This is a genomic window from Gordonia araii NBRC 100433 (genome assembly GCF_000241265.1).
GTDB lineage: Bacteria > Actinomycetota > Actinomycetes > Mycobacteriales > Mycobacteriaceae > Gordonia > Gordonia araii.
In genome coordinates, this window is the sequence record NZ_BAEE01000063.1 from 136454 (window position 1) to 157888 (window position 21435).

Consider the following 21435-nt stretch of genomic DNA (forward strand, 5'->3'; position numbering starts at 1 on the left):
TCCGACGAGAGGCCCCCGTCAGGTCACGGTAACGACGGGGGTACCGCTCTCAGTGTCGCCCGATTCCTCGGCAATTCGCAGGGCTTCCTCGATTAACGTCTCCACGATCTGCGACTCGGGCACCGTCTTGATCACCTCACCCTTGACGAAGATCTGTCCCTTGCCGTTACCGGACGCAACACCGAGGTCGGCTTCGCGCGCCTCGCCGGGTCCGTTGACGACACAACCCATCACGGCCACCCGCAGGGGCACCTCCATGCCATCGAGACCGGCCGTCACTTCCTCGGCCAGCTTGTACACGTCGACCTGTGCTCGACCGCACGACGGGCAGGACACGATCTCCAGCTTGCGAGGTCGCAGATTCAGCGACTGCAGTATCGCGTCGCCGACCTTGATCTCCTCGACCGGCGGCGCCGACAGCGACACGCGGATGGTGTCGCCGATCCCCTCGGACAGCAAGGCGCCGAATGCCGTCGCGGACTTGATGGTGCCCTGAAACGCCGGACCAGCCTCGGTCACGCCGAGGTGCAGCGGGTAATCGCACTGGGCGGCCAGCTGCCGGTAGGCCTCAACCATGATCACCGGGTCGTTGTGCTTGACGGAGATCTTGATGTCGCCGAAACCGTGCTCCTCGAACAGCGACGCCTCCCACAGCGCCGACTCGACGAGGGCCTCCGGTGTCGCCTTGCCGTACTTCTCCATCATCCGCTTGTCGAGCGACCCGGCGTTGACGCCGATGCGAATCGGGATGCCCGCGTCGCCGGCGGCCTTGGCGACCTCCTTGACGCGTCCGTCGAACTCCTTGATGTTGCCCGGGTTGACGCGGACCGCCGCGCAGCCGGCATCGATCGCGGCGAAGATGTACTTGGGCTGGAAGTGGATGTCGGCGATCACCGGGATGTTGGCTTTACGCGCGATCTCCGGCAACGCCTCGGCGTCCTCCTGCCTCGGACAGGCGACGCGGACGATATCGCAACCCGACGCGGTCAGCTGGGCGATCTGCTGCAACGTGGCGTTGACGTCGTGGGTCTTGGTGGTCGTCATCGACTGGACCGAAATCGGGCTTTCACTGCCGACGCCGACGTTGCCGACGCGGATCTGGCGCGTCTTGCGGCGCGGCGCGAGAGTCGGCGGCGGCCCGGTGGGCAAACCGAGTCCGATGGGGATTGACGATGGGCTGGTCATGGCAAACCTCAGAACAGCTGGATCGGATTGATGATGTCGGCGGTGAGCGTCAGCACCATGAACGCGCCCATCACCGCGACGGCCGCATAGGTGACCGGCATCAGCTTCATGTAGTCGACCGGTCCAGCCGCCGTCTTACCGAAGCGTCGGCGGACCGTGTCGCGGATCTTTTCGTAGAGAACCACGGCCATGTGGCCGCCGTCGAGTGGGAGCAGCGGCACGAGGTTGAAGAGTCCCAGGAAGAAGTTGATGCTGATCAGCAGCCCCAGGAACAGCTCCCATACGCCGCGTTCCACGGCGTCGCCGCCGATGACCGAGGCACCCCACACGCTGATCGGCGTGTCCGGTGAGCGTTCACCGCCAGTCACCGCCGTCCAGAGGGCTCCGATCTTCGTCGGCAGCGAGAGCAATGCATCCCACGTGGCCTCGAACATCTGCCCGGTGAAGGCGACCGACGCGGGGATCGCAGACAGTACGTTGTGTTTGACCGGCGCGGGTGGCGCGGGGTACTTCAGGCCGACCATCTGGCGGTTCTGCGTGGTCGTGGTGCCGTTCGGCCCCGGACCGGTGATGGTCACCGGCGTCGGTGTGACAGTCAGGCTCAGCAACTGTCCGCCGCGCTCGACGCCGAGTTGGACGGGACCGGTTGCCTCGGCCAGCAGGGGGCTGAGTTCGGCAGCCGTCGTGACCGGCTTGCCGTTGGCGGACACGATCTTGTCGCCGGCACGAAGCCCGGCGGCGGCGGCGGGGCCCGCACCGGCGCAGGGCACCGCGTTCTCGCCCTTCTCGTTCAGTTGCGGCGCGACGCAGAAGGTCGACGCGACCACCGCCGGCGTCGGCTCCGGCTTGAGGTTGGGCAGCCCCCACCCGACCGCGAGCACGATGATCAGCACGAAGCCGAGAATGAAGTTCTGCAGCGGGCCGGCGAACAGCACGACCAACCGCTTCCACGGCTTCTGCTTGTACATCGCGCGCGGCTGCTCGCTGGGCGTCAGCTCGTCATACGGGGTCATCCCGGCGATGTCGCAGAAGCCGCCGAGGGGCAACGCTTTGAAGCCGTATTCGGTGTCGCCGCGCCTCGCCGACCACAGCGTCGGACCGAACCCGACGAAGAACCGGCGCACCTTCATGCCGGTGGCCTGCGCGGCCCACATGTGGCCGCACTCGTGCCATGCCACCGACAGCACCAATGCGATCGCGAACGCCGCGACCCCGAGGGCAAAACTCACTGGTTCAACTCCGTTGCTCTCGCCACCTGCGCGGCCCGGGCGCGGGCCCACCGGTCAGCGGCGAATACCTCTTCCACAGTACCCGGCTCGGCCCTCCACTCGTCAGCCGCGGCGAGTACGTCGACGATGGTCGGGACGATGCGGTCGAACCGCAACCGACCGTCGAGAAAGGCCTGCGCCGCGACCTCGTTGGCAGCGTTGTAGACCGCGGTCAGACTGCCGCCGGCCCGCCCGGCATCGCGGGCCACCTCGATCGCCGGAAAGACCTCGTTGTCGACGGGTTCGAACGTCCACTGCGACGAGGTCGAGAAGTCGCACGCCGCCGACGAACCGGGCACACGATCGGGCCAGCCCAAGGCGAGGGCGATGGGCAGCTTCATCGATGGAGGGGAAGCCTTGGCGATGGTGGCACCGTCGACGAAAGTGACCATCGAGTGCACGATCGACTGCGGGTGGACGGTGACGTCGATGCGGTCGTAGGGCACGTCGAACAGCAGATGTGCCTCGATGACCTCCAGCGCCTTGTTGACCAGCGTGGCCGAGTTGAGGGTGATCATCGGGCCCATTGACCAGGTCGGATGCTGACCCGCCTGCTCCGGGGTGACGTCGCGCAGCTGCTCCGCGCTCCAGCCGCGGAACGGGCCGCCCGACGCGGTCAGCACCAGGCGATCCACCTCGGCGGCACTCCCGCCGCGCAGACACTGGGCGATCGCCGAATGCTCGGAGTCGACCGGCACGATCTGCCCCGGCGATGCGGCATTGACCACAAGCGATCCGCCGGCCACCAGCGACTCCTTGTTGGCGAGCGCGAGCCGTGCCCCCGATGCGAGCACGGCCAGGCTGGGGGCGAGGCCGAGAGCACCGACGACGGCGTTGAGCACGATGTCAGCGGGCACCGACTCGACGAGATCGACCATCGCGTCGGCCCCGGAGAGCACCTGGTCCCCCAGGGCTTCGGACACCTCGCGGGCCGCCTGATCGTCCGCGACCGCGACCGCCGACGCCGGGATGCCGAACTCGCGCGCCTGAGTGATCAACGTCGCAGGATTTCCGCCGCCGGCACCGAGCCCGACGACGGTGAAGCGCTCGGGGTGCTCGGCGATCACCTCCAGGGCCTGGGTGCCGATCGAACCGGTCGACCCGAGGAGCAGTACTCGTGTGGTCACGCGGGTCATTCTCCCCCATCACGAGAAGTCGGACACACGGCGGTTATGATGACTGCCAACGCACCAGCACCGTCGAAGGAGTCGTCAAGTGGCTAGCACCGAGGTCGATCACCCCAGCGTGGATACCGGTTGGGTCCGCGAGCCGGTCGAGGCTCCGTCGGCGCGATTCGGCTGGCACGGCTTCGGCCGCAAGACCGGCTCGATCGCCGGATGGTTCGTAGTGATCGCCCTGCTGGGCATGCTTATCGGCAACCACACCGGCAAGGTCGAAGACATCTTCCTCGTGGCCACCGCAGCCGTCATCGCGTTCTTACTGATCAGGAACACCGTCTCCCCCGGGCGCAGCAAGTCCGCCTGACTGGGTACTCACCCAAAGCCCTCCCGGGCAGCTCCGCCGCCACGTTCGATCGGAGCGCAATGCCCAACTAATTGGGGTTTTCCCTTGCCTCAACGCGCGCGCGGCCGTACTATGAACATATGTTCGATTAGGGGCTGTTGCGGCTGATCAAAGGGGGTGAATCGCGTGCCCGGAGGGACCGAGCGCAGTGTGGACTACGACATTGCCGAGGGATTCGAGTTGCCCGAGACTCCACTCGCCCTGGCGCTACTAATTGATGCGGCTACGGCCAAACTCGCCGACGTCGCGATGGGATTGGCCTCCGATGCGGAGGTCATGGGCGCGCTCAAGGCAATCGAAACAGCTCGCCGCCGGAGCGCCGGGGTAGACGCAGCGTTACTCGTCGAGATTTCAGACCGCAATCTCTACCGAATCCAAGGCCATTCATCGGTACGGCGATTCCTGGCCCAGGACTTGCGGTTGGGCCCGACCGAAGCCAAGCGGCGCTATGAGACGGTACTGGCGATCGGCAAGTTCACTTCCCTGAGCGGGCAGCCATTGCCACCGAGCCGGGAACCGGTGGCCGCAGGCGTGGCCGAGGGCGAGATTTCCGCCGACCACATCCACGAGATCGAAGCAATCCTGGCCAAAGTGCCGTCATTGTGCCCAAATGCCGACACTGACCGTGCGGTCGACATACTTGCTACAGCCGCGCGCACGATGGCACCGCAGGACTTGAAGCCAATCGGGCAACGCCTGCTCGCCCATCTCGACCCGGACGGGAAGCTGACCGACGATACCGACCGGCAGCGCCAACGCGGATTGACGCTGTGCCGCCAAGACCGGCGGCTCATGAGCAAGATCACGGGGGAAATGACACCGGCACTGCGGGCCAAGTTCGAAGTGATCCTGCACAACTGGGCGGCCCCGGGCATGAATAACCCCGACGACGAGCACCCGGTGCGAGGCTCGATCGCCGACCTCGGCGAAAGCGAACGCGACGCACTGGCCGACGCCGTGAAACGCGATACTCGCACGCCGGCCCAGCGCAACCACGATGCTCTCGACACGTTGTGCGAATGGGTCCTGGGACACCAGGCGCTGGGCCGCCCGGACCGCATCCCCGCCCAACTCGTCGTGACAGCTGAGCTATCGCAGTTGACCTCGTTGGCCGCCGGTCACCCCAATGGGGCGGCACTGACCACCACGGGCACCCTGGTCCCAGTCGCCGACCTGATCGAGGTTGCCGCCGAAGCCAACCCGTGGCTCGAGGTGTTCGCCGACAAGACCCGCGAGATACTCGACTTCGGGCGCGGCAAACGGATCGCCACCTTCAGCCAACGCCTCGCCTTGTTCGGCCGCGACCGCGGCTGCACTCGGCCCGGCTGCACGGAACCGTTCATCCGCACCCAGGCGCACCACGCCGCAGCCGACTACGCCAAAGGCGGACGAACCGACGCGGCCGAGCTGACCGGCGCATGCGGGCCTGACAACCGCAACGTCGGCGACAAACCCGGCAACTGGGAGACCACGGTGATCACGTCCGGCCCCGAGGCCGGACGCATCGGCTGGCGAATGGCCGGTAGCGACCAGCCCTATCGCACGAACCCCGTCCACCACCCGGAAGCTTTCCTCAAACACCTGCCCAGCAACGGCGGCGCATCCACCGGCCCTGCCAGCCTTCGATCGACCAGCCCGCCCCGCTCGTCTCAGCCACCACAAGCGGAATGCCCCCGCGACGAGAGCGTTTCAGAGCAGCCACCCCCGGAGAACGCCACAACAAACAGGTCACGCGTCGAGTCCACGTTGACCGCGCTGCTCGACGCGGCGTGAAGGCGTACCCGTCTGCGCTGACAATGCGTACGTGCTGACGATCGCGACCTATCCCTCGGCAGCCAACTGCCCGCACGCCGCCGCGATCTCCTGACCCCGTGTGTCGCGGACGGTGCACGAGACGCCCTGGTCGCGTACGCGCGTCACGAATTCTCGCTCCACCGGCTTGGGGCTCGCGTCCCACTCCGAGCCCGGCGTCGGATTCAGCGGGATCAGATTCACGTGCACCAGCGATCCGAGCGCGTCGCGCAGCTTCTGCCCCAGCATGTCCGCCCGCCATGGCTGGTCGTTGACGTCGCGGATCAGCGCGTATTCGATCGACACTCGGCGCCCGGTCGTATCCGCGTAGTAGCGCGCGGCTTCCAAGACCTCCGCGACCGACCATCGATTGTTCACCGGGACCAGCGTGTCGCGCAGTTCGTCGTCGGGAGTGTGCAACGAGACGGCCAACGTGACGGACATGCCCTCGTCGGCCAGCCGCCGGATCGCCGGTGCCAAACCGACGGTGGAGACGGTGACCGACCGGGCGGAGATCCCCAGACCGTGCGGCGAGGGCGACGTGATCTTGCGGACCGCGTCCACCACCCGCTTGTAGTTGGCCAGCGGCTCCCCCATGCCCATGAACACGACGTTCGACAGCCGGCCGGGCGCGCCGAACTCGCCGTCACGCAGCGTGCGGGCGGCCGAACGAACCTGGTCGACGATCTCAGCGGTCGAGAGGTTGCGGTCCAGTCCCCCCTGTCCGGTCGCGCAGAAGGGGCATGCCATGCCGCAGCCCGCCTGCGACGAGATGCAGAGCGTGTTGCGGTCGGAATAGCGCATCAGCACGCTTTCCAGCAGCGTGCCGTCGTGCAGTCGCCACAGTGTCTTGCGCGTCGTGTGATCATCGGTGTCGATGGCGCGCACCGGCGTCATCAGCGACGGAAAGAGATGTTCACCGACATCGGCACGGACGGCAGCGGGAAGATCAGTCATCTCCGCGACGTCGGCCGACAGCCGGGCGTAGTAGTGGTTGGCCAGCTGCTTCGCCCGGAACTTCGGCAATCCCAGTCGCTCGACCGCGGCCGCGGCATCCTCTGGCGACAGATCGGCGAAGTGGGTCGGGGGCTTGCCGCGCTTGGGCGCGTCGAACACCAGCGGCAAGGAAGTCATAGTCAGATTCTCCCACGTCGGACGAGTGATGCACCAACCCGGCGCCGCGCACCGATTAGTGTCGTCTACGACCACACCAGCGAGGGGGAACGACTACCGATGAATGCGCCGACTCCAGGGGGAATGCCCGGCCCGCCGCAGCAGCCTTACCCCCAACAGCAGTTCGTCCGCCCTGCTTATCCGCCCCCGTACCCGCCTCAGAGTTTCGCGCCCGCTCCGAAGCCGCCGCTCAAGAACGTCGGGCTGACGCGCGTTCTCGGCGCGATCCCGATTATCGGATGGTTCGCGATCATCGTTGGCGGCTTCACCACCTTCACCACCGTCGTCGCCAACTCGACCGGCGCGTCGTCGACGATCAACGGCTTCGGCCGGTGGACGCATCAGGGCGAAGGGCTTCCACTGCGCTTCGGCGCGAGCGCGATGACCCTCGGCGGTGTGTATCCGACGCTGCTCGTCCTGCTCCCCGTGCTGATCCTCGCAATCCTCATCGTGTGCAATGTCGGCCGACGCCCGATCGCCATCATCAATACCGTGGTGGCAATCCTCGCAGCGCTGCTGGCCTTGACCTTCATCCTGCGACCCGACTTCACGACGATCACCTTCAACGAACGGTCCGGCCGCTACATCGACGCGAACTACACATTCAGCGCAGGGCCGTCGGCCTACTTCACCCTGGTGGTATGTCTAGTCATCGTTGCCGCCAGCGTCGCCGTGGCCATTGTGGGTGGGCGCGCGAAGGTCCCGCCGCCCTGATCACCTCCCGGCGACCGCTGTCACCATAACGGCCAACTGCTCGTCGAACCGTTGCTGGGCCGGCCGGAAACCATGGTGTCCGGCGGCCACCACCAGCGGGTGATCGGCCCCGACCGCGGCGTCCCGCTCAGGCAGCGAGTAGCGAGCCGCGTCCTGGCGATCCTGTTCCTCGATGACGAATCCGACGACGAATGCCGTAACGATGTCGTAAGCGTCGATGATCCGCTCCAGGGGGATGCCGCGCTCGGCCCAATGCCGCAGGGCGCCCTCTTGGCGGCGCAACACTTCGGGGTCGACGAGACGCGTACCGGCGAAGGTCCGCGCGCCGTCCCGGTGGGCCAGGTACTCCTCGCGCGCGACGGCGGCGTATGTGCGCAAGGCTTCGGCGAGTGAGTCGCCGTATGGCTCGGAATTCGCGCGTTCGGCGATTCGCCGGGCGACCTCGGTGCCCATCTCGTCGAGAAGCGCTTGTTTCGATTCGACATGCCAGTACAACGCCGGCGCTTTCACGCCGAGCTTCGTGGCCAGTGCTCGCACGGTCAGACCATCGATCCCCGCCGCGTCGAGGAGTTCGAAGGCGGCATCGACGATCGTCTCGCGACTGAGTTTTGCTGGCACCTTGACACCTTAACACTGTTAGGGAACCCTGGTTGACGTCCTTAACATCGTTAAATCAGGAGGTCACCATGAAGGCAGCGGTCATTTCCGGGCCCGATCAACAACCCCGATACGCCGATTTCGCCGAGCCGGTGGCCGGCGATGACCATCGCATCGTCGACTTGGTGGCGGCCGGCATCCACAACATCGTCCGGGCGCGGGCGACCGGACACCACTACAGTTCCGACGGCATCTGGCCCCTGATCCCCGGCGTCGACGCGGTGGCACGCACCGACGACGGGCGACTGATCTACACCGGCATGGTGGCGCAGCCATGGGGGACGATGGCGCAACGAATGGCCGTCCCAACAGCGTTCGGCCTACCGCTCCCCGACGGCGTCGACCCGCTCGCCGTGGCCGCCGGATGCAATCCCGGCCTGGCGTCGTGGTTGCCGTTGTCCATGCGTCACGCCGAGCTGACCGCGCGCGGCGCGGACCTCGGATCCGTACTCATCCTCGGCGCCACCGGAATGGCCGGGCGGATCGCTGTTGACAACGCACTCACCCTGGGCGCCAACGCCGTTGTCGCCGTCGGCCGCAACACCGATGCGCTCGCCCGTATCGCCACCGACGACAATGACCAGGTGCGCACCGTCGCGCTGACCGGCTCAGGGGACGCCGATCGCCTCGGCCGCGCACTCGACGGCATCGCGCCCTCTACAGTCATCGATTTCGTCTGGGGAACGGTCGCCGAGCTGACGTTCGACGCAATCGCCTCGCTGCCCGGAAACGCCGAGGTGACCCACATCGACATCGGCGAGTCCGCGGGCGCGACAGCGCGAGTCCCCGGTTCCCTGCTGCGCAGTCGCCCGTACACGATCGTCGGCAGCGGCCTGGGCAGCGTCGATCCCGCGACCATGTTCGATGCCGTCGCAGAATTCATCGGGCTGATTGACGCCGGCCGCGTTCGCATTCCGTACGCGAGCTATCGGTTGTCCGACGTCGCGCGGGCATGGACGGCGCACGGACCGCAGCGCGCGGTCGTCGTGCCCGACTAGGAGAACAGTGCGGGAGTCAGGCGCGTTTGCGACGACCCAGCTGTCAGAGCAGCGCGGAGAGCACGGCCCAGACGATGAACGCGGAGGGCAGCAGCGAATCGAGGCGGTCCATGATGCCGCCGTGGCCGGGCAGCAGTGAACCCATGTCCTTGATCTCGAGGTCGCGTTTGACCTGCGATTCCACCAGATCGCCGAGCGTGGCGCAGAGCACCAGGACAGCTCCGAGGATCACCCCGATCCACCAGTGGCTGTCCAGCAGGAAGACCACGCAGCACACGGCGCCGATGATGCCGAAGGTCAACGAGCCGACCAGGCCCTCCCACGACTTCTTCGGACTGATCGCCGGCACCATCGGATGCTTGCCGAACAGGACACCGGCCGCATAGCCGCCCACGTCGGAGCACACCACCACGATCATCAGCGTGAAGACGCGCTGGGGACCGTGGTCGTCGAGAACCATTGCGGCACCGAACGATGCGAGCACCGGAATCCACAGCAGGACCAGCACCGACGCTGCCAGATCTGGCAGATAGCCGACGGGGGCCGCCGACAGACCTTGGCTCAGCAGGCGCCACACCATCGTGACCAGAACCGTCGCAACGAGTGCGACCAGCACCCCGGCCGGGTTGCCGTCGGAGAACCAGGACGACGCGATGATCGCGGCACCGCCGACGAGCAGCGGTGCGACCGGCACCGCGAACCCGCCCTCGCGCAGGCGTTTGATGACCTCCCACGAAGCGACCACGACGGCCGCACCGACCAGCGCGTACCACCACTGCGGGGCGAACAGCAGAACGGCGATGCACAGACCGCCCAGGAAGCCCCCGACGCCGATCGCGGCGGGAAGATTGCGGCCCGCCTTCGACTTCTTGGCGTCGGCGGGTGGTGCGGGCAGTTGCTGAGATGTCATCGAGGTGTCTGCTCAGACTTCGAGCAGTTCGCCTTCCTTGTGCTTGACGATCTCGTCGACCTGCGCGACGTACGAGGCGGTCGTCTTGTCGAGTTCCTTCTCCGCGCGTACGACCTCGTCCTCGCCGGCTTCGCCGTCCTTCTGGATGCGCTTGAGCTCTTCCACCGCCTTGCGGCGCACGTTGCGGATGGCGACCTTCGCGTCCTCGCCCTTTGCCTTGGCCTGCTTGACGAGCTCCTTACGACGATCCTCGGTCAGCTGCGGGATCGAGACACGGATCAGGTTGCCGTCATTGGTCGGGTTGACACCCAGGTCGGAGTTGCGGATCGCGGTCTCGATGTCGCCCAGCGAGGACGGCTCGTACGGCTTGATGACCACGAGGCGCGCCTCAGGTGTGCTGATGCTGGCCACCTGGGTAACCGGAGTCGGAGAGCCGTAGTAGTCGATGACCACCCGGTTGAACATCGACGGGTTGGCCCGACCGGTGCGGATCGAGCCCATGTCGTCTTTCGCCTTGGAGACGGCCTTCTCCATCTTCTCCTCGGCGTCGAACAGCGCGTCGTCAATCATGAATCTACGTTCTCCTAGGTAGTGACGAGGGTGCCGATCCGCTCGCCGGCGATGGCGCGCGCGATGTTCCCCTCCGTCAACAGATTGAACACCAACATCGGCATCTTGTTGTCCATACAGAGGCTGAACGCGGTGGCGTCGGCGACCTTGAGCCCCTTCTCAAGCACTTCGCGGTGGCTGATCTCGGTAAACATGGTGGCCTCGGGGTCTTCCCGCGGGTCCGCCGTGTACACCCCGTCGACCGCCTTGGCCATCAGTACGACCTCGGCCTTGATCTCCAGTGCCCGCTGCGCCGCGGTGGTATCGGTCGAGAAGTACGGCATGCCCATGCCGGCGCCGAAGATGACGACCCTGCCCTTTTCCAGGTGACGCACCGCGCGCAGCGGCAAGTAGGGTTCGGCGACCTGACCCATCGTGATGGCGGTCTGCACACGCGTGGTGACACCGCGCTTCTCGAGGAAGTCTTGGAGCGCCAGGCAGTTCATCACGGTGCCGAGCATGCCCATGTAGTCCGAGCGTGCGCGGTCGAGACCGCGCTGCTGCAGCTCAGCGCCGCGGAAAAAGTTGCCACCGCCGATGACGACGGCGATCTGAGCACCGTCGCGGACAACTTCCGCGATCTGATCGGCGACGGCGGCCACGACGTCGGGGTCGAGGCCCACCTCACCCCCGCCGAACATCTCGCCGCCGAGCTTCAGCAGAACCCGCTTGTAGCCGTGCCTGGTAGAGGCGTCTTCCGACCCCGCCATGTGACTCCTCGCTCTCCCGACCCAGATGGGCCCGCTCTCCCGCGCCCGCGGCGCTTCGCGCACTCGTTTCATCTTAGGGTGCACAGCAGCGAGCCCCGCCCCCGACCTGTCCGGACGGGAAACGGGGCCCGCTGCGAGTTGGTGCTAGGCGGTCAGGACTGCCCGACCTCGAAGCGGGTGAATGCCTTCACCGAGGCACCGGCGTCGGACAGAACCGAGCCGACGGTCTTCTTCGAGTCCTTCACGAACGGCTGGTTCACCAGAACCGCGTCCTTGAGGAAGCCCTTCAGACGGCCCTCGACGATCTTCGGGAGAGCGGCCTCGGGCTTGCCCTCCTCCTTGGCGGTCTCCTCGGCGATGCGACGCTCGTTGGCCTTGACGTCCTCGGGGACGTCGGCCTCGGAGGCATAGGTCGCCTTGAGCGCGGCCACCTGCTGCGCCGCGTTGCGCGCGGCCTCAGCCGCGCCTTCGCCGTCGCCCTCGTAGGACACGAGAACACCGACGCCCGGAGGCAGGTCGGAAGCACGCTTGTGCAGGTAGATCGCGACGGGGCCGTCGTAGTAGACCACGCGACGCAGTTCCAGCTTCTCGCCGATCTTCGCCGAGAGCGCCGCGATCGCGTCGGCGACCGTGCCGTCACCCAGCTTGGCGGCCTTCAGCGCCTCGACATCGCTGGTCTTGGCCTCCAGCGCCGCGCCGAGCACCTCGTCGGCGAGCGTCTGGAATTCGTCGTTCTTGGCGACGAAGTCGGTCTCGCTGTTGAGCTCGATCATCGCGCCGCCACGGGCGGCGACCAGACCTTCGGCGGTGGAGCGCTCAGCGCGCTTGCCGACGTCCTTGGCGCCCTTGATGCGCAGTTCCTCGACGGCCTTGTCGAAGTCGCCGTCGTTGTTGGCCAGGGCGTTCTTGCAGTCGAGCATGCCCGAACCGGTTACCTCACGAAGCCGCTTCACATCGGCTGCGGTGTAGTTCGCCATGAGTGGCGAGCCTCCTTAATGGATTGGCTGGATGGTTTCTTTGCCGCGGCGCTACTCGGCGGCCGGGGCTTCGCCGTCGGCGGGAGCCTCGGTGGCCTTGGCCTCGTCGGCGGCGGCCTCGGGTGCGGCGGCGGTGGCCTCGGCCAGCAGCTCCTGCTCCCACTCGGCGAGCGGCTCGCCGGCACCGGCCTCTGGCTTGTCGTCGCCGCTGGCCTGGCCGGCCCGCGCCTGGACGCCCTCGGCGACGGCGGAGGCGACCACACGGGTCAGCAACGCGGCGCTGCGGATGGCGTCGTCGTTGCCCGGGATCGGGTAATCGACGAGGTCGGGATCGCAGTTGGTGTCCAGAATCGCGATCACCGGGATGTTCAGCTTGCGGGCCTCGCCGACGGCGATGTGCTCCTTGTTGGTGTCGACGACCCAGACGGCCGAGGGAACCTTGGCCATGTCGCGGATACCGCCGAGGGTGCGCTCCAGCTTGTTCTTCTCACGGGTCAGCATCAAGATTTCCTTCTTGGTGCGTCCCTCGAAGCCGCCGGTCTGCTCCATCGTCTCGAGTTCCTTCAGGCGCTGAAGGCGCTTGTGGACGGTCGAGAAGTTGGTGAGCATGCCACCGAGCCAGCGCTGGTTCACGTACGGCATGCCGACGCGGGTCGCCTCTTCGGCGATCGATTCCTGCGCCTGCTTCTTGGTGCCGACGAAGAGGATCGTGCCGCCGTGGGCAACCGTCTCCTTGACGAACTCGTAGGCGCGGTCGATGTAGGTCAGCGTCTGCTGCAGGTCAATGATGTAGATGCCGTTGCGGTCGGTGAAGATGAACCGCTTCATCTTCGGGTTCCACCGGCGGGTCTGATGCCCGAAATGTGCGCCGCTGTCCAGCAGCTGCTTCATGGTCACGACAGCCATCGTCGAGACTCCCATTCTTGTTGCAGTTGTCATCGCCCGCCGGGATTGGCGGGTAATCCTGACGTTCACCGCGACGGCGGACCCGGCTTTCCGGGACTGCCCGCGCCGCGCCGACCAGCGAAGATCGGTAGTGAGCGTGCGAAGTCACCTCACTCGGACAGACCGAGACGAAGTGCGTTGATAAGTCTAACGGCGCAGGTCGCGGCCACCAAATCGGCAATCCTTCCCGGTTTCGCGGATTCCGCATCGATCGGTGCGGGATTGGCGAAACCAGGTGGGAAACGGAACCGAGGCTGAGTCGACTGCGTCCTATGGGTGTGCGTACCTTGCTGATCCTCGTCACTGCCGCCCTCCTCGCTCCGCCGGGCGCCGCGACCGCTGCCCGCTACGCCTGGCCGCTGCAGCCGCGTCCGCGGGTCGTCACCGGATACGATCCGCCGGCGCAACGCTGGCTGACCGGGCACCGTGGCGTGGATCTGGCCGCCGCCGACGGGCAGCAGGTCCTGGCCGCGGGCGACGGCACGGTGACTTTCGCCGGGCGGGTCGGCGGGAAGCCGGTGGTGTCGATACGCCACTCGTCATCGTTGTGGACGACCTATGAGCCGGTCGACGCGCGCGTACGCGTCGGCGACGTCGTTCGCCGGGGCGAGGTGATCGGCGTGGTGACCGGTCTACACGAGGGATGCCCGGTGCCGAGGTGTCTGCACTGGGGCGCGCGGACCGGTGCCGGTCCCCGGGCGGGCTACCGCAACCCCTTGGGCCTCGTCGGCGCGCTTCGGGTCCGGCTGTATCCGGTGACCGCCGTCGAGCCGACGATCAGTTGACCGGTGCCTTCAGATGCGGCCGCGGAGTGCCCGAGCCCGGGCCGTCGTAGTGCCACCACTCCCCCTCGTACTGGGAGATGCCGCCCGATTCCATCGCACGGCGCAGCGTCGCACGGTGTTGCTGCGCCACCGCGCTGATGCCGGTGGCGTTCGCGTGTGACGCCGGCGTGAAGTCGTCGAATCCGGTGCCCATGTCGAGTCGGCGGGCATCCCGGTGCGCGAGCGTGACATCGACGGATCGTCCGGCCTCGTGGCTGGTCGCCTTCTCGCCCGGCTTGGCGACCCACGCGGGATTGGGTACGACCTGCCACATCTTCACCTGGGCCGCTTGCGGACGGTAGCAATCCCAGAACACGAGCCGCAGCCCCTTGCCGCGGAGTTGCCCGGCCGCCTTGGTCAGGCCGGGAACCAGCGACTTGTGCACGAGGCAACGGGCGTTCGCCGGGTAGAGCCGGACCTTCGTGAAGTTGTCGGCCGTCGCATAGCGGAGGTCGACGATCGCGTCGGGAACGGCGGAACGCACGTCGACGAGCCCGTCGGCCGCGGCGGCAGGACTGACCGGTGGCACCGCCTGCGCCGGCGGCGCGAAGACGGTGATCCCGACGGCAACCGCCGCCGCTCCGATGGCAGTTCGAATCGTCAGCTTCATCACGGCGACCACGCTACCGGCAGTCACTAAGCCCGCGGGTGCGCCTGCGCGTGCACCGCGCGGAGCCGCTCGACGCTGACGTGGGTGTAGAGCTGAGTCGTCGCGAGCGAGGCGTGTCCGAGTAGCTCCTGCACGACTCGCAGATCCGCTCCGCCCTCCAGGAGGTGGGTCGCGGCGCTGTGGCGCAGCCCGTGCGGCCCCATGGCCGGCCCTCCGACGGCCTCGACCGCCTTGGTGACGACGGTCCGCGCCATGCGCTGGTCGAGTCGGCCACCGCGCGCGCCCAGCAGCAGCGCTGACCCCGACGCCGCGGTCGCGAGTCCCGGGCGTCCGTCGCGCAGCCACTCGGCCAGCGCCTGCGACGCCGGGCGCCCGTACGGCACGGTCCGCTGCTTGTTTCCCTTGCCGATGACGCGCAGGACCTGGCGGGCATCGTCCACGTCGTCGAGATCCAGCCCGCACAGCTCGCCGACGCGGATCCCGCTGGCGTACAGCAACTCCACGATCGCTCGGTCCCGCAGCTGGATCGGGGTGGGGCTTTCGCCGATCGCCTGGTCGCCGGCGGCGACGGGCGCTGCGGCGACGGCCTCCGCCTGCTCCGGCGAAAGCACGTGCGGTAGCACCCGGTGCGCTTTGGGGGCTTGCAGACGCACGGTCGGGTCGGTGGTGAGAAACCCTTCGCGCGCGGCCCATGAGCCGAAGGTCTTCGCGCTGGAGACCTGTCGGGCGATCGTCGTGCGCGCGATTCCGCGGCGGGTCTGTTCGGCCAGCCAGGAGCGCAGCAGGGCAAGGTCGATGTCGGCGACGGCCGCGCCGCGCGCGCCGGCGAAGGTAATTAGGGAGCGCACGTCCCCGGTGTACGCGCGCACCGTGTGCTCGCTGCGCCCCTTCTCCAGGCGGAGGTAGGCGGCGAACTCGTCGATGACGCGGTTCTCGCTCATGCCGATCAGTCCACGCGTCATGCCGGCGCACCGCAATCCGGCGCGCCCGGTTGCGATCAGACCGTTACGCGGTCGCCTGCTCCTCGGCTTTGCGCAGGTCGGCCTTCCACCGGCGGAAGCCCTCTTCGGTGCGGCCACGCCGCCAGTATCCGGAGATCGACGCGTTGGCGGCACCGACCCCGCGCTCCTTGCGGATGTAGCCACGCAGATTGTGCATTACCGCTTGCGCCTCGCCGTGGATGAAGACCTGCGGCTCACCGTCCCACCACGGCGCGTCGCGCACCGCAGCGATCAACGGAGCGTTGTCGCCCGCCCGGTCGTCGTCCACCTCGCCCGCACCCCCGCCGCGATGGATCCAGGTGAGTCCGACACCGGCCGGTACCGTCAGCGGGAGCTCGTCCTCGGGCCCGGCGACTTCGACGAACGCTTGCCCACGGGCATCGTCGGGTAATGCGGCGAGGGCCGCCGCGACGGCGGGCAGCCCCGATTCATCACAGGCGAACAGATGCCAGGGAGCGTCGGCGCGCGGCTTGTAGCCGCTGCCCGGACCGAGGAACCGCACGGTCTCGCCCGGCTGCGCCCGCTGGGCCCACGGTCCGGCGATGCCTTCGTCGCCGTGGACCACGAAATCGATCGCGAGTTCCCGACGCACGGGGTCATAGCTGCGGATCGTGTAGGTGCGCAGCACGGGTTCGCCCGGCTCACCCGAACCGCCGCGCAGGTCAGCCGGGTCGACGTCGGCGGGCACGGCGCTCCCGTCGGGCATGAACACGATCTTCACGTACATGTCGGTGTCCCAGTCCTCGGTCACATCGTCGCGACCGCGAACCGGGAGGAAGTCGTCGAAACCCTCGCCGCCGAGATAGACGCGGACGAAATGCGGACTCAACCGCTCAGTCCGCAGCACCTGCATCGTGTTCAGCCGTTTGGCCATGCGCCCTCCCAAGAGTCAACGATCCCAGCCTACGCAAGGTTTACCTAAGTTCCACCGGCGGGCGCAGTCCAGCACAGGCCACCAATCTAGGATGTCCAGCTATGGCATCACCCCTCCCCGCAGGTCGCGACGATGAAGAGGACGAGATCAAGAGACGAGAACGGTCAGCCGCGAGCGGCGTACTTCTGGGTACATCCATAGGTTTGGCCGTGTCCGCACTCGTCATGTTGAACTGGCGCACGCCGAACTGGCATTTCGACACCGCTCCCTTTCCTGGGCAAGGGCTGGCCATCGACGCATTGCTGATGGCCAGCGCCGTGATGGTGCCCGTGTTACTTCTGCTCGTGACCGGTTTCTGGAGACCTCGATTCGTCGGGTGGGTTCTCCTGGCCGCGGCTGCGGCCGCTCTGGCGGCTGGAAGCTCGCTGTTCCTGCTGTGGCGTGCCGGAACCAACGGTCGGGCCGAGCGGCGACTGTTCGATACCCTGCCCGGAGTAGCGAGCCTGGATCGCGGACTCGCTTACACCGCAGCGGTCGGAGCCATCGTGCTGCTTGCCGTCCTCAGCCGTACGCGCATCGACCGCTGGATCGGACGTCCGGGCACCTTCGTGACGGTCGTGGCGGCCATCGTCGTCGCGGCCGGCGGTGCCCTCGTGGTTGCCCCGTCACACCGACACAGCCCGAATGTCACCACCTACGGCAGCCTCCAGCAGCCACATCACGTGGGCAACGCCATCGGCGCGGGAGCACTTCGCGTTCCAGACCCACCTCGACCGACCGCTGATGAGGAAGACAGCTCGCGACAATCCGGCTCGCATCGACGAGCAGTTCCGGTGATGTCTGGATTGGCCGTAGCCGACGGCTCCGTCCTCACGGCGTACGACACGGGCCTTAAGCGACACTGGACCGTCGACTTCCACTCGAGCATCGACGGGTTGTGGGCCCCCGTTCTCGACCACGATGCGAAACAAGTCCCTCTCGTCACGCAGGTCCACGACGAGGCCACGGCGAAGCGCATCGTCTACGGACTCGATGGGGCCACTGGGCGGGTCTTATGGACGAGCGCTGGGTTTGGACACGTGCTCGATACGGCTTTCGTGGACGGCTCCGCATTCCTATTGACTTCCCGCGACAAAGACCTGCGCATATCGGACACCGGTCAGTCCCTCTCCGCAAGCACCGATGTCCGCGAGGTCCAAGCCACCACAAGCGATCTGGTGCGTGTCGGCGCCGACGGAAAGGCCGTAGTCCTGTGGCGATTCCGGCCCAAAACATGTGCTGCACCGGACCGGTTGGCCGCCTTCGCCAAGAGACTAGCGATCGTCGAGCACTGCTCGTTCACCGGTCCACGGATCAGCGTCTTCGATCCAGAGTCCGGCTTCGCCGACGAGCACTACGCAGCGCAAGCGCTGGGCGGGAACATCACCGAGCAGGTGGACATCCTCGACGCATCGACGCCCATACTGATTGCCGCGGCACTGGAGAGCCCAGGACGACTCAGCGGGACCGCCGCCTTGGTGCCACCCGACTACCACGTGTCGCTTTCCGACGTGTCCCCGCCGGACGGACTCCAGATTCGGCAGATCCTCAGCCTGGAGAGCGCATCCGTCACCTTCGCTGCGGTGGACGGCCAAGGACTCCAGGTCATCGTGTATCGCACCACGGACGAAAAGGCGGCGGTGACGACGCTCGTCACACCCACCCGATCTACGCCGTCCGGACTCACCGGCGCGTGGGCACCGATTCCACAGACATTCGGTGCGGCCGCGGTCACCGCGGGCAGCTATCGACTTCCCACGAAGACCACGATCGGCCGTGCCGACCCGCAACGCTCTCCAACGACAGTCATAGGCGGCCCTGTCTACCGCGACGGCATTCGCGGCCCTCGCCCAGGTCGGGTCTCGCTGATCGCGAGTCCGTGCCGGCAGGAGACCGGCTCGGCGAATCGCGTTTTCCCACTCGGCGACGGTTCGATCTTGCTGTGGTGCCGAAGTGCGGGCTCGGTCGCGATCGACGAGATGTTCGTGATGCCCGCCTAGATCGGGTCACATCCGTTCGCGGACCTGCGCCGCGCAACGCGAGATGGTTGCGCTCCGCCACGTTATCGGCCCGCTCGGCGGCCTCGGCGAACAACCGTGCCGCCGCCGCAAGGTCTCCGGACCGTTCGTAGAGGTGCGCCGACACCGCCGCATACCGAGGCAGCGTCGGATCCAGTCGGTCGAGTTCGGCAAGTCCGGCTCGCGGGCCATCCGCTTCCCCGACGGCGACCGCCCGGTTGAGCCGCGCGATGGGGCTGTCGGTGAGTCGGACCAGCTCGTCGTACCACTCGACGATCTGCACCCAGTCGGTCTCCTCGGCGGACCGGGCATCGGCGTGCAACGCCGCGATAGCGGCCTGAGCCTGATACTCCCCCAGCCGGTCCCGCGACAACGCTGCCTGCAGAATGCTGACGCCTTCGGCGATCATGTCTGTGCGCCACTTACCGCGATCCTGGTCGGCGAGCGGTACCAACGCACCGTCGGGCCGCGTGCGGGCGTCCCGACGCGCGTGATGGAGCAGGAACAGCACGAGCAGTCCCAACACCTCCGGATCGTCGTTGGCGGCGGCGAGCTGGCGCGCGAGCCTGATCGCTTCGGCCGCGAGGTCGACGTCACCGCCGTAGCCCTCGTTGAACACCAGGTAGAGCACGCGCAGCACCGTGCCCAGATCTCCTGGCTGATCGAGGCGCACCTGGCCGACGGTCCGCTTGGCACGCGAGATCCGCTGGGCCATCGTGGATTTCGGCACCAGATACGCCTGAGCGATCTGTTTGGTGGTCAGCCCGCCGACCGCGCGCAGCGTCAGGGCCACCGCCGACGCCGGCGAGAGACTCGGGTGAGCGCACAGGAAGTAGAGCCACAAGGTGTCGTCGCCGGCCGGGACCGGTTCGGGGGTGGGCTCCGCGTCGATGAGATCCTCGCGCGCCCGTCGTGCCGAGTCGGAGCGGACTTGATCGAGGAAGCATCGCCACGACGTGGTGATCATCCAGCCTTTCGCGTCGGCTGGAGGATCCGCGGGCCACTTCTGCACCGCGCGCACCAGAGCGTCTTGCACCGCATCCTCGGCGGAGGCGAAGTCGGCTCCGCGGTGGACGAGTACGGCGATCACGCCGGGGATCAGTTCCCGCAGCGCCGCCCCGTCCACCGCGTGGCCGGCCATCAGTCGAGCACGGTCGGTTGGTACGACATCACCGGTCGCACCTCGAGCCACTCGCCGACCGGATCGCCGCCGGCCCCGGGCGCGGCGGACAGTTCCCCGGCGAGTTCGAGTGCCCGGTCGTAGGTGTCGACGTCGATGATCATGAATCCGGCGATCAGGTCCTTGGTCTCGGCGAACGGCCCGTCGGTGACCGGCGGCTTGCCCGGCCCATCGGACCGTACCCATGCACCCTCCGGCGGCAGGGCGTTGCTGTCGACGAACTCGCCGTTCTCCTGGAGACGCGCTGCGAAATCGTCCATGTACTTCATGTGCGCTTCCACCTCGGCCGCCGTCCACCGGTCCATCGGCACGTCGTTGACCGACGCCGGTGCACCTCGGTAATGCTTGAGCAGCAGATACTTGGCCATGACATTCTCCCTTCGTCGGCGACCCTAGTCAGTCGCTCATCCCTGGGACGGAGCCATAACTCGATTCTCGACATCGCCCGGCCGGATCGGACGCGATCGGCCCGATCTCACGTCGATTCCTAGGGTCGACGGTGCGACAGCAAGAAGGCGACGACCCGCCGGTCGAGCGCCGGGCCGTTGAGTGTGACTCCTCCCGGGCCGGTGGCGTGGCCAGCACCCAGCACCTCGGCGCGCACGATCTCCGAGCGTCCAGCGCCGAAACGGCTGATTCGCGTCGGGAACTTGTCGTCGCGGCTCGGTGGCACGACGATCGCGCCGCGCGGAGCCGCTCCTGCGATCCCGTTGGCGGTCCGCGCCGCCGACAGTTCCGCGGCACCCACGACCGGCACCGCGGTGTCGTCGCGGTCGCCGTGGATCAGGAAGGTCGGAACCGGTCGGCCGTCGCGCGCGGTCCGTACCGCTGAACCGCTCGGGTCACCGACGAAGGGAAACCCGGCGGACACGGCGATCGCCGCGAAGACATCCGAGTACACCGCGCCGAGCACGTGAACCGCGCCGCCGCCCGCGGAGTGTCCGACGGCGAATACCCGTCGGGCATCCGCGCGCTGTTCGCGGGCCGTCTTCCGAACGATGTCGGCCAGGATGGAAATCTCGCCCTGCCCGCGAGTCAGCCCGGCGGGTTCGAAGAAGTGCCACATCCCGGCCTGGTCGGCCCGCAAGGATTGCATCGGTGCTACCACCGAGAAGCCGAGCCGGTCGGCTTCGGTGAGCAAGGTGTTCGTCCGGCGCAACTCCATCGGGTCGCCGTTGCGCACCTTGCTGGTCCCGTGGACCCATGCGATCAGCGGTCGTCCGGGAGCGTGCCGCTTCGGGGTGTACACCTGATACGCGCGTGTCCCCGCGGCGTTGGTCAACGTCTTGGTCACGATCGTTCCCGTCGCGCGATCGACCGTTCTCGGCGCCGCGTCGGCCGAACCGGCCATCGCCGACAGCACCATCGCGAACGTGGCCGCGACGACTGAAGTCTTCCTCAGCATTCCCACCCCTCCATAGTTCGATA

At 67.3% G+C, this 21435-nt stretch carries 21 protein-coding genes and 1 pseudogene; 6 read left to right on the plus strand and 16 right to left on the minus strand.

Features of this window, described 5'->3' with window-relative positions; translation table 11 throughout:
* Nucleotides 1-18: 18 nt before the first annotated feature.
* Genes ispG through dxr form a run of 3 tightly spaced genes read right to left on the minus strand, consistent with a single transcriptional unit; the run spans nt 19 to nt 3589 of the window.
* On the minus strand, nt 19-1185 hold the full coding sequence (gene ispG / locus GOARA_RS13755; RefSeq protein ID WP_040523306.1) for a flavodoxin-dependent (E)-4-hydroxy-3-methylbut-2-enyl-diphosphate synthase: 1167 nt from the start codon (nt 1183-1185) through the stop codon (nt 19-21).
* 8 nt (nt 1186-1193) lie between these two features.
* Nucleotides 1194-2414, minus strand: a complete 1221-nt coding sequence (locus GOARA_RS13760; RefSeq protein ID WP_007323007.1) for a M50 family metallopeptidase — start codon at nt 2412-2414, stop codon at nt 1194-1196.
* Entirely contained in the window at nt 2411-3589 is a 1179-nt protein-coding gene (gene dxr / locus GOARA_RS13765; RefSeq protein ID WP_007323008.1) for a 1-deoxy-D-xylulose-5-phosphate reductoisomerase, read from the minus strand. Before dxr ends, GOARA_RS13760 begins: the two co-directional genes overlap by 4 nt.
* Nucleotides 3590-3668: 79 nt before the next feature.
* Between dxr and GOARA_RS13770 the strand changes: the two genes are divergently transcribed.
* Nucleotides 3669-3938: a DUF2631 domain-containing protein gene (locus GOARA_RS13770; RefSeq protein ID WP_007323009.1), complete on the plus strand. Its 270-nt coding sequence runs from the start codon at nt 3669-3671 to the stop codon at nt 3936-3938.
* 156 nt (nt 3939-4094) lie between these two features.
* A complete protein-coding gene (locus GOARA_RS13775; RefSeq protein ID WP_050947292.1) occupies nt 4095-5750 on the plus strand; it encodes an HNH endonuclease signature motif containing protein in 1656 nt (551 codons plus the stop codon).
* Between the two features lie 48 nt (nt 5751-5798).
* On the opposite strand, the gene rlmN is transcribed toward GOARA_RS13775, so the two are convergent.
* Nucleotides 5799-6902, minus strand: coding sequence for a dual-specificity RNA methyltransferase RlmN (gene rlmN / locus GOARA_RS13780; RefSeq protein ID WP_040523307.1), 1104 nt, complete (start codon nt 6900-6902; stop codon nt 5799-5801).
* Nucleotides 6903-7001: 99 nt separating this feature from the next.
* Here rlmN and GOARA_RS13785 point away from each other — a divergent pair, with 99 nt between their 5' ends.
* Nucleotides 7002-7655: a hypothetical protein gene (locus GOARA_RS13785; protein ID WP_040523371.1), complete on the plus strand. Its 654-nt coding sequence runs from the start codon at nt 7002-7004 to the stop codon at nt 7653-7655.
* On the opposite strand, the gene GOARA_RS13790 is transcribed toward GOARA_RS13785, so the two are convergent.
* Complete coding sequence (locus GOARA_RS13790) at nt 7656-8273, minus strand: TetR/AcrR family transcriptional regulator C-terminal domain-containing protein (RefSeq protein ID WP_007323013.1); 618 nt, start codon at nt 8271-8273, stop codon at nt 7656-7658.
* Between the two features lie 68 nt (nt 8274-8341).
* Here GOARA_RS13790 and GOARA_RS13795 point away from each other — a divergent pair, with 68 nt between their 5' ends.
* Entirely contained in the window at nt 8342-9310 is a 969-nt protein-coding gene (locus GOARA_RS13795; RefSeq protein WP_007323014.1) for a zinc-binding alcohol dehydrogenase family protein, read from the plus strand.
* Between the two features lie 43 nt (nt 9311-9353).
* Here GOARA_RS13795 and GOARA_RS13800 read toward each other — a convergent pair whose 3' ends face one another.
* The 5 genes from GOARA_RS13800 to rpsB all read right to left on the minus strand — a co-directional run bounded on the left by GOARA_RS13800 (nt 9354) and on the right by rpsB (nt 13422).
* Complete coding sequence (locus tag GOARA_RS13800) at nt 9354-10220, minus strand: phosphatidate cytidylyltransferase (RefSeq protein WP_007323015.1); 867 nt, start codon at nt 10218-10220, stop codon at nt 9354-9356.
* Nucleotides 10221-10232: 12 nt separating this feature from the next.
* Nucleotides 10233-10790: a ribosome recycling factor gene (gene frr, locus GOARA_RS13805; protein WP_007323016.1), complete on the minus strand. Its 558-nt coding sequence runs from the start codon at nt 10788-10790 to the stop codon at nt 10233-10235.
* 14 nt (nt 10791-10804) lie between these two features.
* The gene (pyrH, locus tag GOARA_RS13810) at nt 10805-11539 is read right to left on the minus strand and encodes a UMP kinase (protein ID WP_007323017.1); all 735 of its coding nucleotides are present in this window, start codon (nt 11537-11539) and stop codon (nt 10805-10807) included.
* Nucleotides 11540-11691: 152 nt separating this feature from the next.
* Nucleotides 11692-12516, minus strand: coding sequence for a translation elongation factor Ts (gene tsf / locus GOARA_RS13815; protein WP_007323018.1), 825 nt, complete (start codon nt 12514-12516; stop codon nt 11692-11694).
* A 51-nt stretch (nt 12517-12567) separates the two neighbouring features.
* Entirely contained in the window at nt 12568-13422 is an 855-nt protein-coding gene (gene rpsB, locus GOARA_RS13820; protein WP_007323019.1) for a 30S ribosomal protein S2, read from the minus strand.
* Between the two features lie 311 nt (nt 13423-13733).
* Here rpsB and GOARA_RS13825 point away from each other — a divergent pair, with 311 nt between their 5' ends.
* Nucleotides 13734-14246, plus strand: coding sequence for a M23 family metallopeptidase (locus GOARA_RS13825; protein WP_007323020.1), 513 nt, complete (start codon nt 13734-13736; stop codon nt 14244-14246).
* On the opposite strand, the gene GOARA_RS13830 is transcribed toward GOARA_RS13825, so the two are convergent.
* The 3 genes from GOARA_RS13830 to GOARA_RS13840 form a co-directional block, all read right to left on the minus strand.
* Nucleotides 14239-14895, minus strand: a complete 657-nt coding sequence (locus tag GOARA_RS13830) for a M15 family metallopeptidase (protein WP_040523377.1) — start codon at nt 14893-14895, stop codon at nt 14239-14241. The two genes, GOARA_RS13825 and GOARA_RS13830, sit on opposite strands and share 8 nt — an antisense overlap.
* A 26-nt stretch (nt 14896-14921) precedes the next feature.
* Nucleotides 14922-15836, minus strand: coding sequence for a tyrosine recombinase XerC (locus tag GOARA_RS13835; protein WP_040523379.1), 915 nt, complete (start codon nt 15834-15836; stop codon nt 14922-14924).
* 64 nt (nt 15837-15900) lie between these two features.
* The gene (locus tag GOARA_RS13840; RefSeq protein ID WP_007323023.1) at nt 15901-16770 is read right to left on the minus strand and encodes a siderophore-interacting protein; all 870 of its coding nucleotides are present in this window, start codon (nt 16768-16770) and stop codon (nt 15901-15903) included.
* A 209-nt stretch (nt 16771-16979) separates the two neighbouring features.
* On the opposite strand from GOARA_RS13840, the gene GOARA_RS20630 reads away from it, so the two are divergent.
* Entirely contained in the window at nt 16980-18809 is a 1830-nt protein-coding gene (locus GOARA_RS20630; RefSeq protein WP_040523308.1) for a hypothetical protein, read from the plus strand.
* A 25-nt stretch (nt 18810-18834) separates the two neighbouring features.
* On the opposite strand, the pseudogene GOARA_RS13850 reads toward GOARA_RS20630, so the two are convergent.
* The 3 genes and pseudogenes from GOARA_RS13850 to GOARA_RS13860 form a co-directional block, all read right to left on the minus strand.
* A pseudogene (locus GOARA_RS13850) lies at nt 18835-19968 on the minus strand (RNA polymerase sigma factor); the annotation flags it as partial.
* The gene (locus GOARA_RS13855; protein WP_007323025.1) at nt 19968-20375 is read right to left on the minus strand and encodes a YciI family protein; all 408 of its coding nucleotides are present in this window, start codon (nt 20373-20375) and stop codon (nt 19968-19970) included. The gene GOARA_RS13855 and the pseudogene GOARA_RS13850, both read right to left, overlap by 1 nt.
* 119 nt (nt 20376-20494) lie before the next feature.
* On the minus strand, nt 20495-21412 hold the full coding sequence (locus GOARA_RS13860) for a CE1 family esterase (protein WP_007323026.1): 918 nt from the start codon (nt 21410-21412) through the stop codon (nt 20495-20497).
* Between the last annotated feature and the right edge of the window lie 23 nt (nt 21413-21435).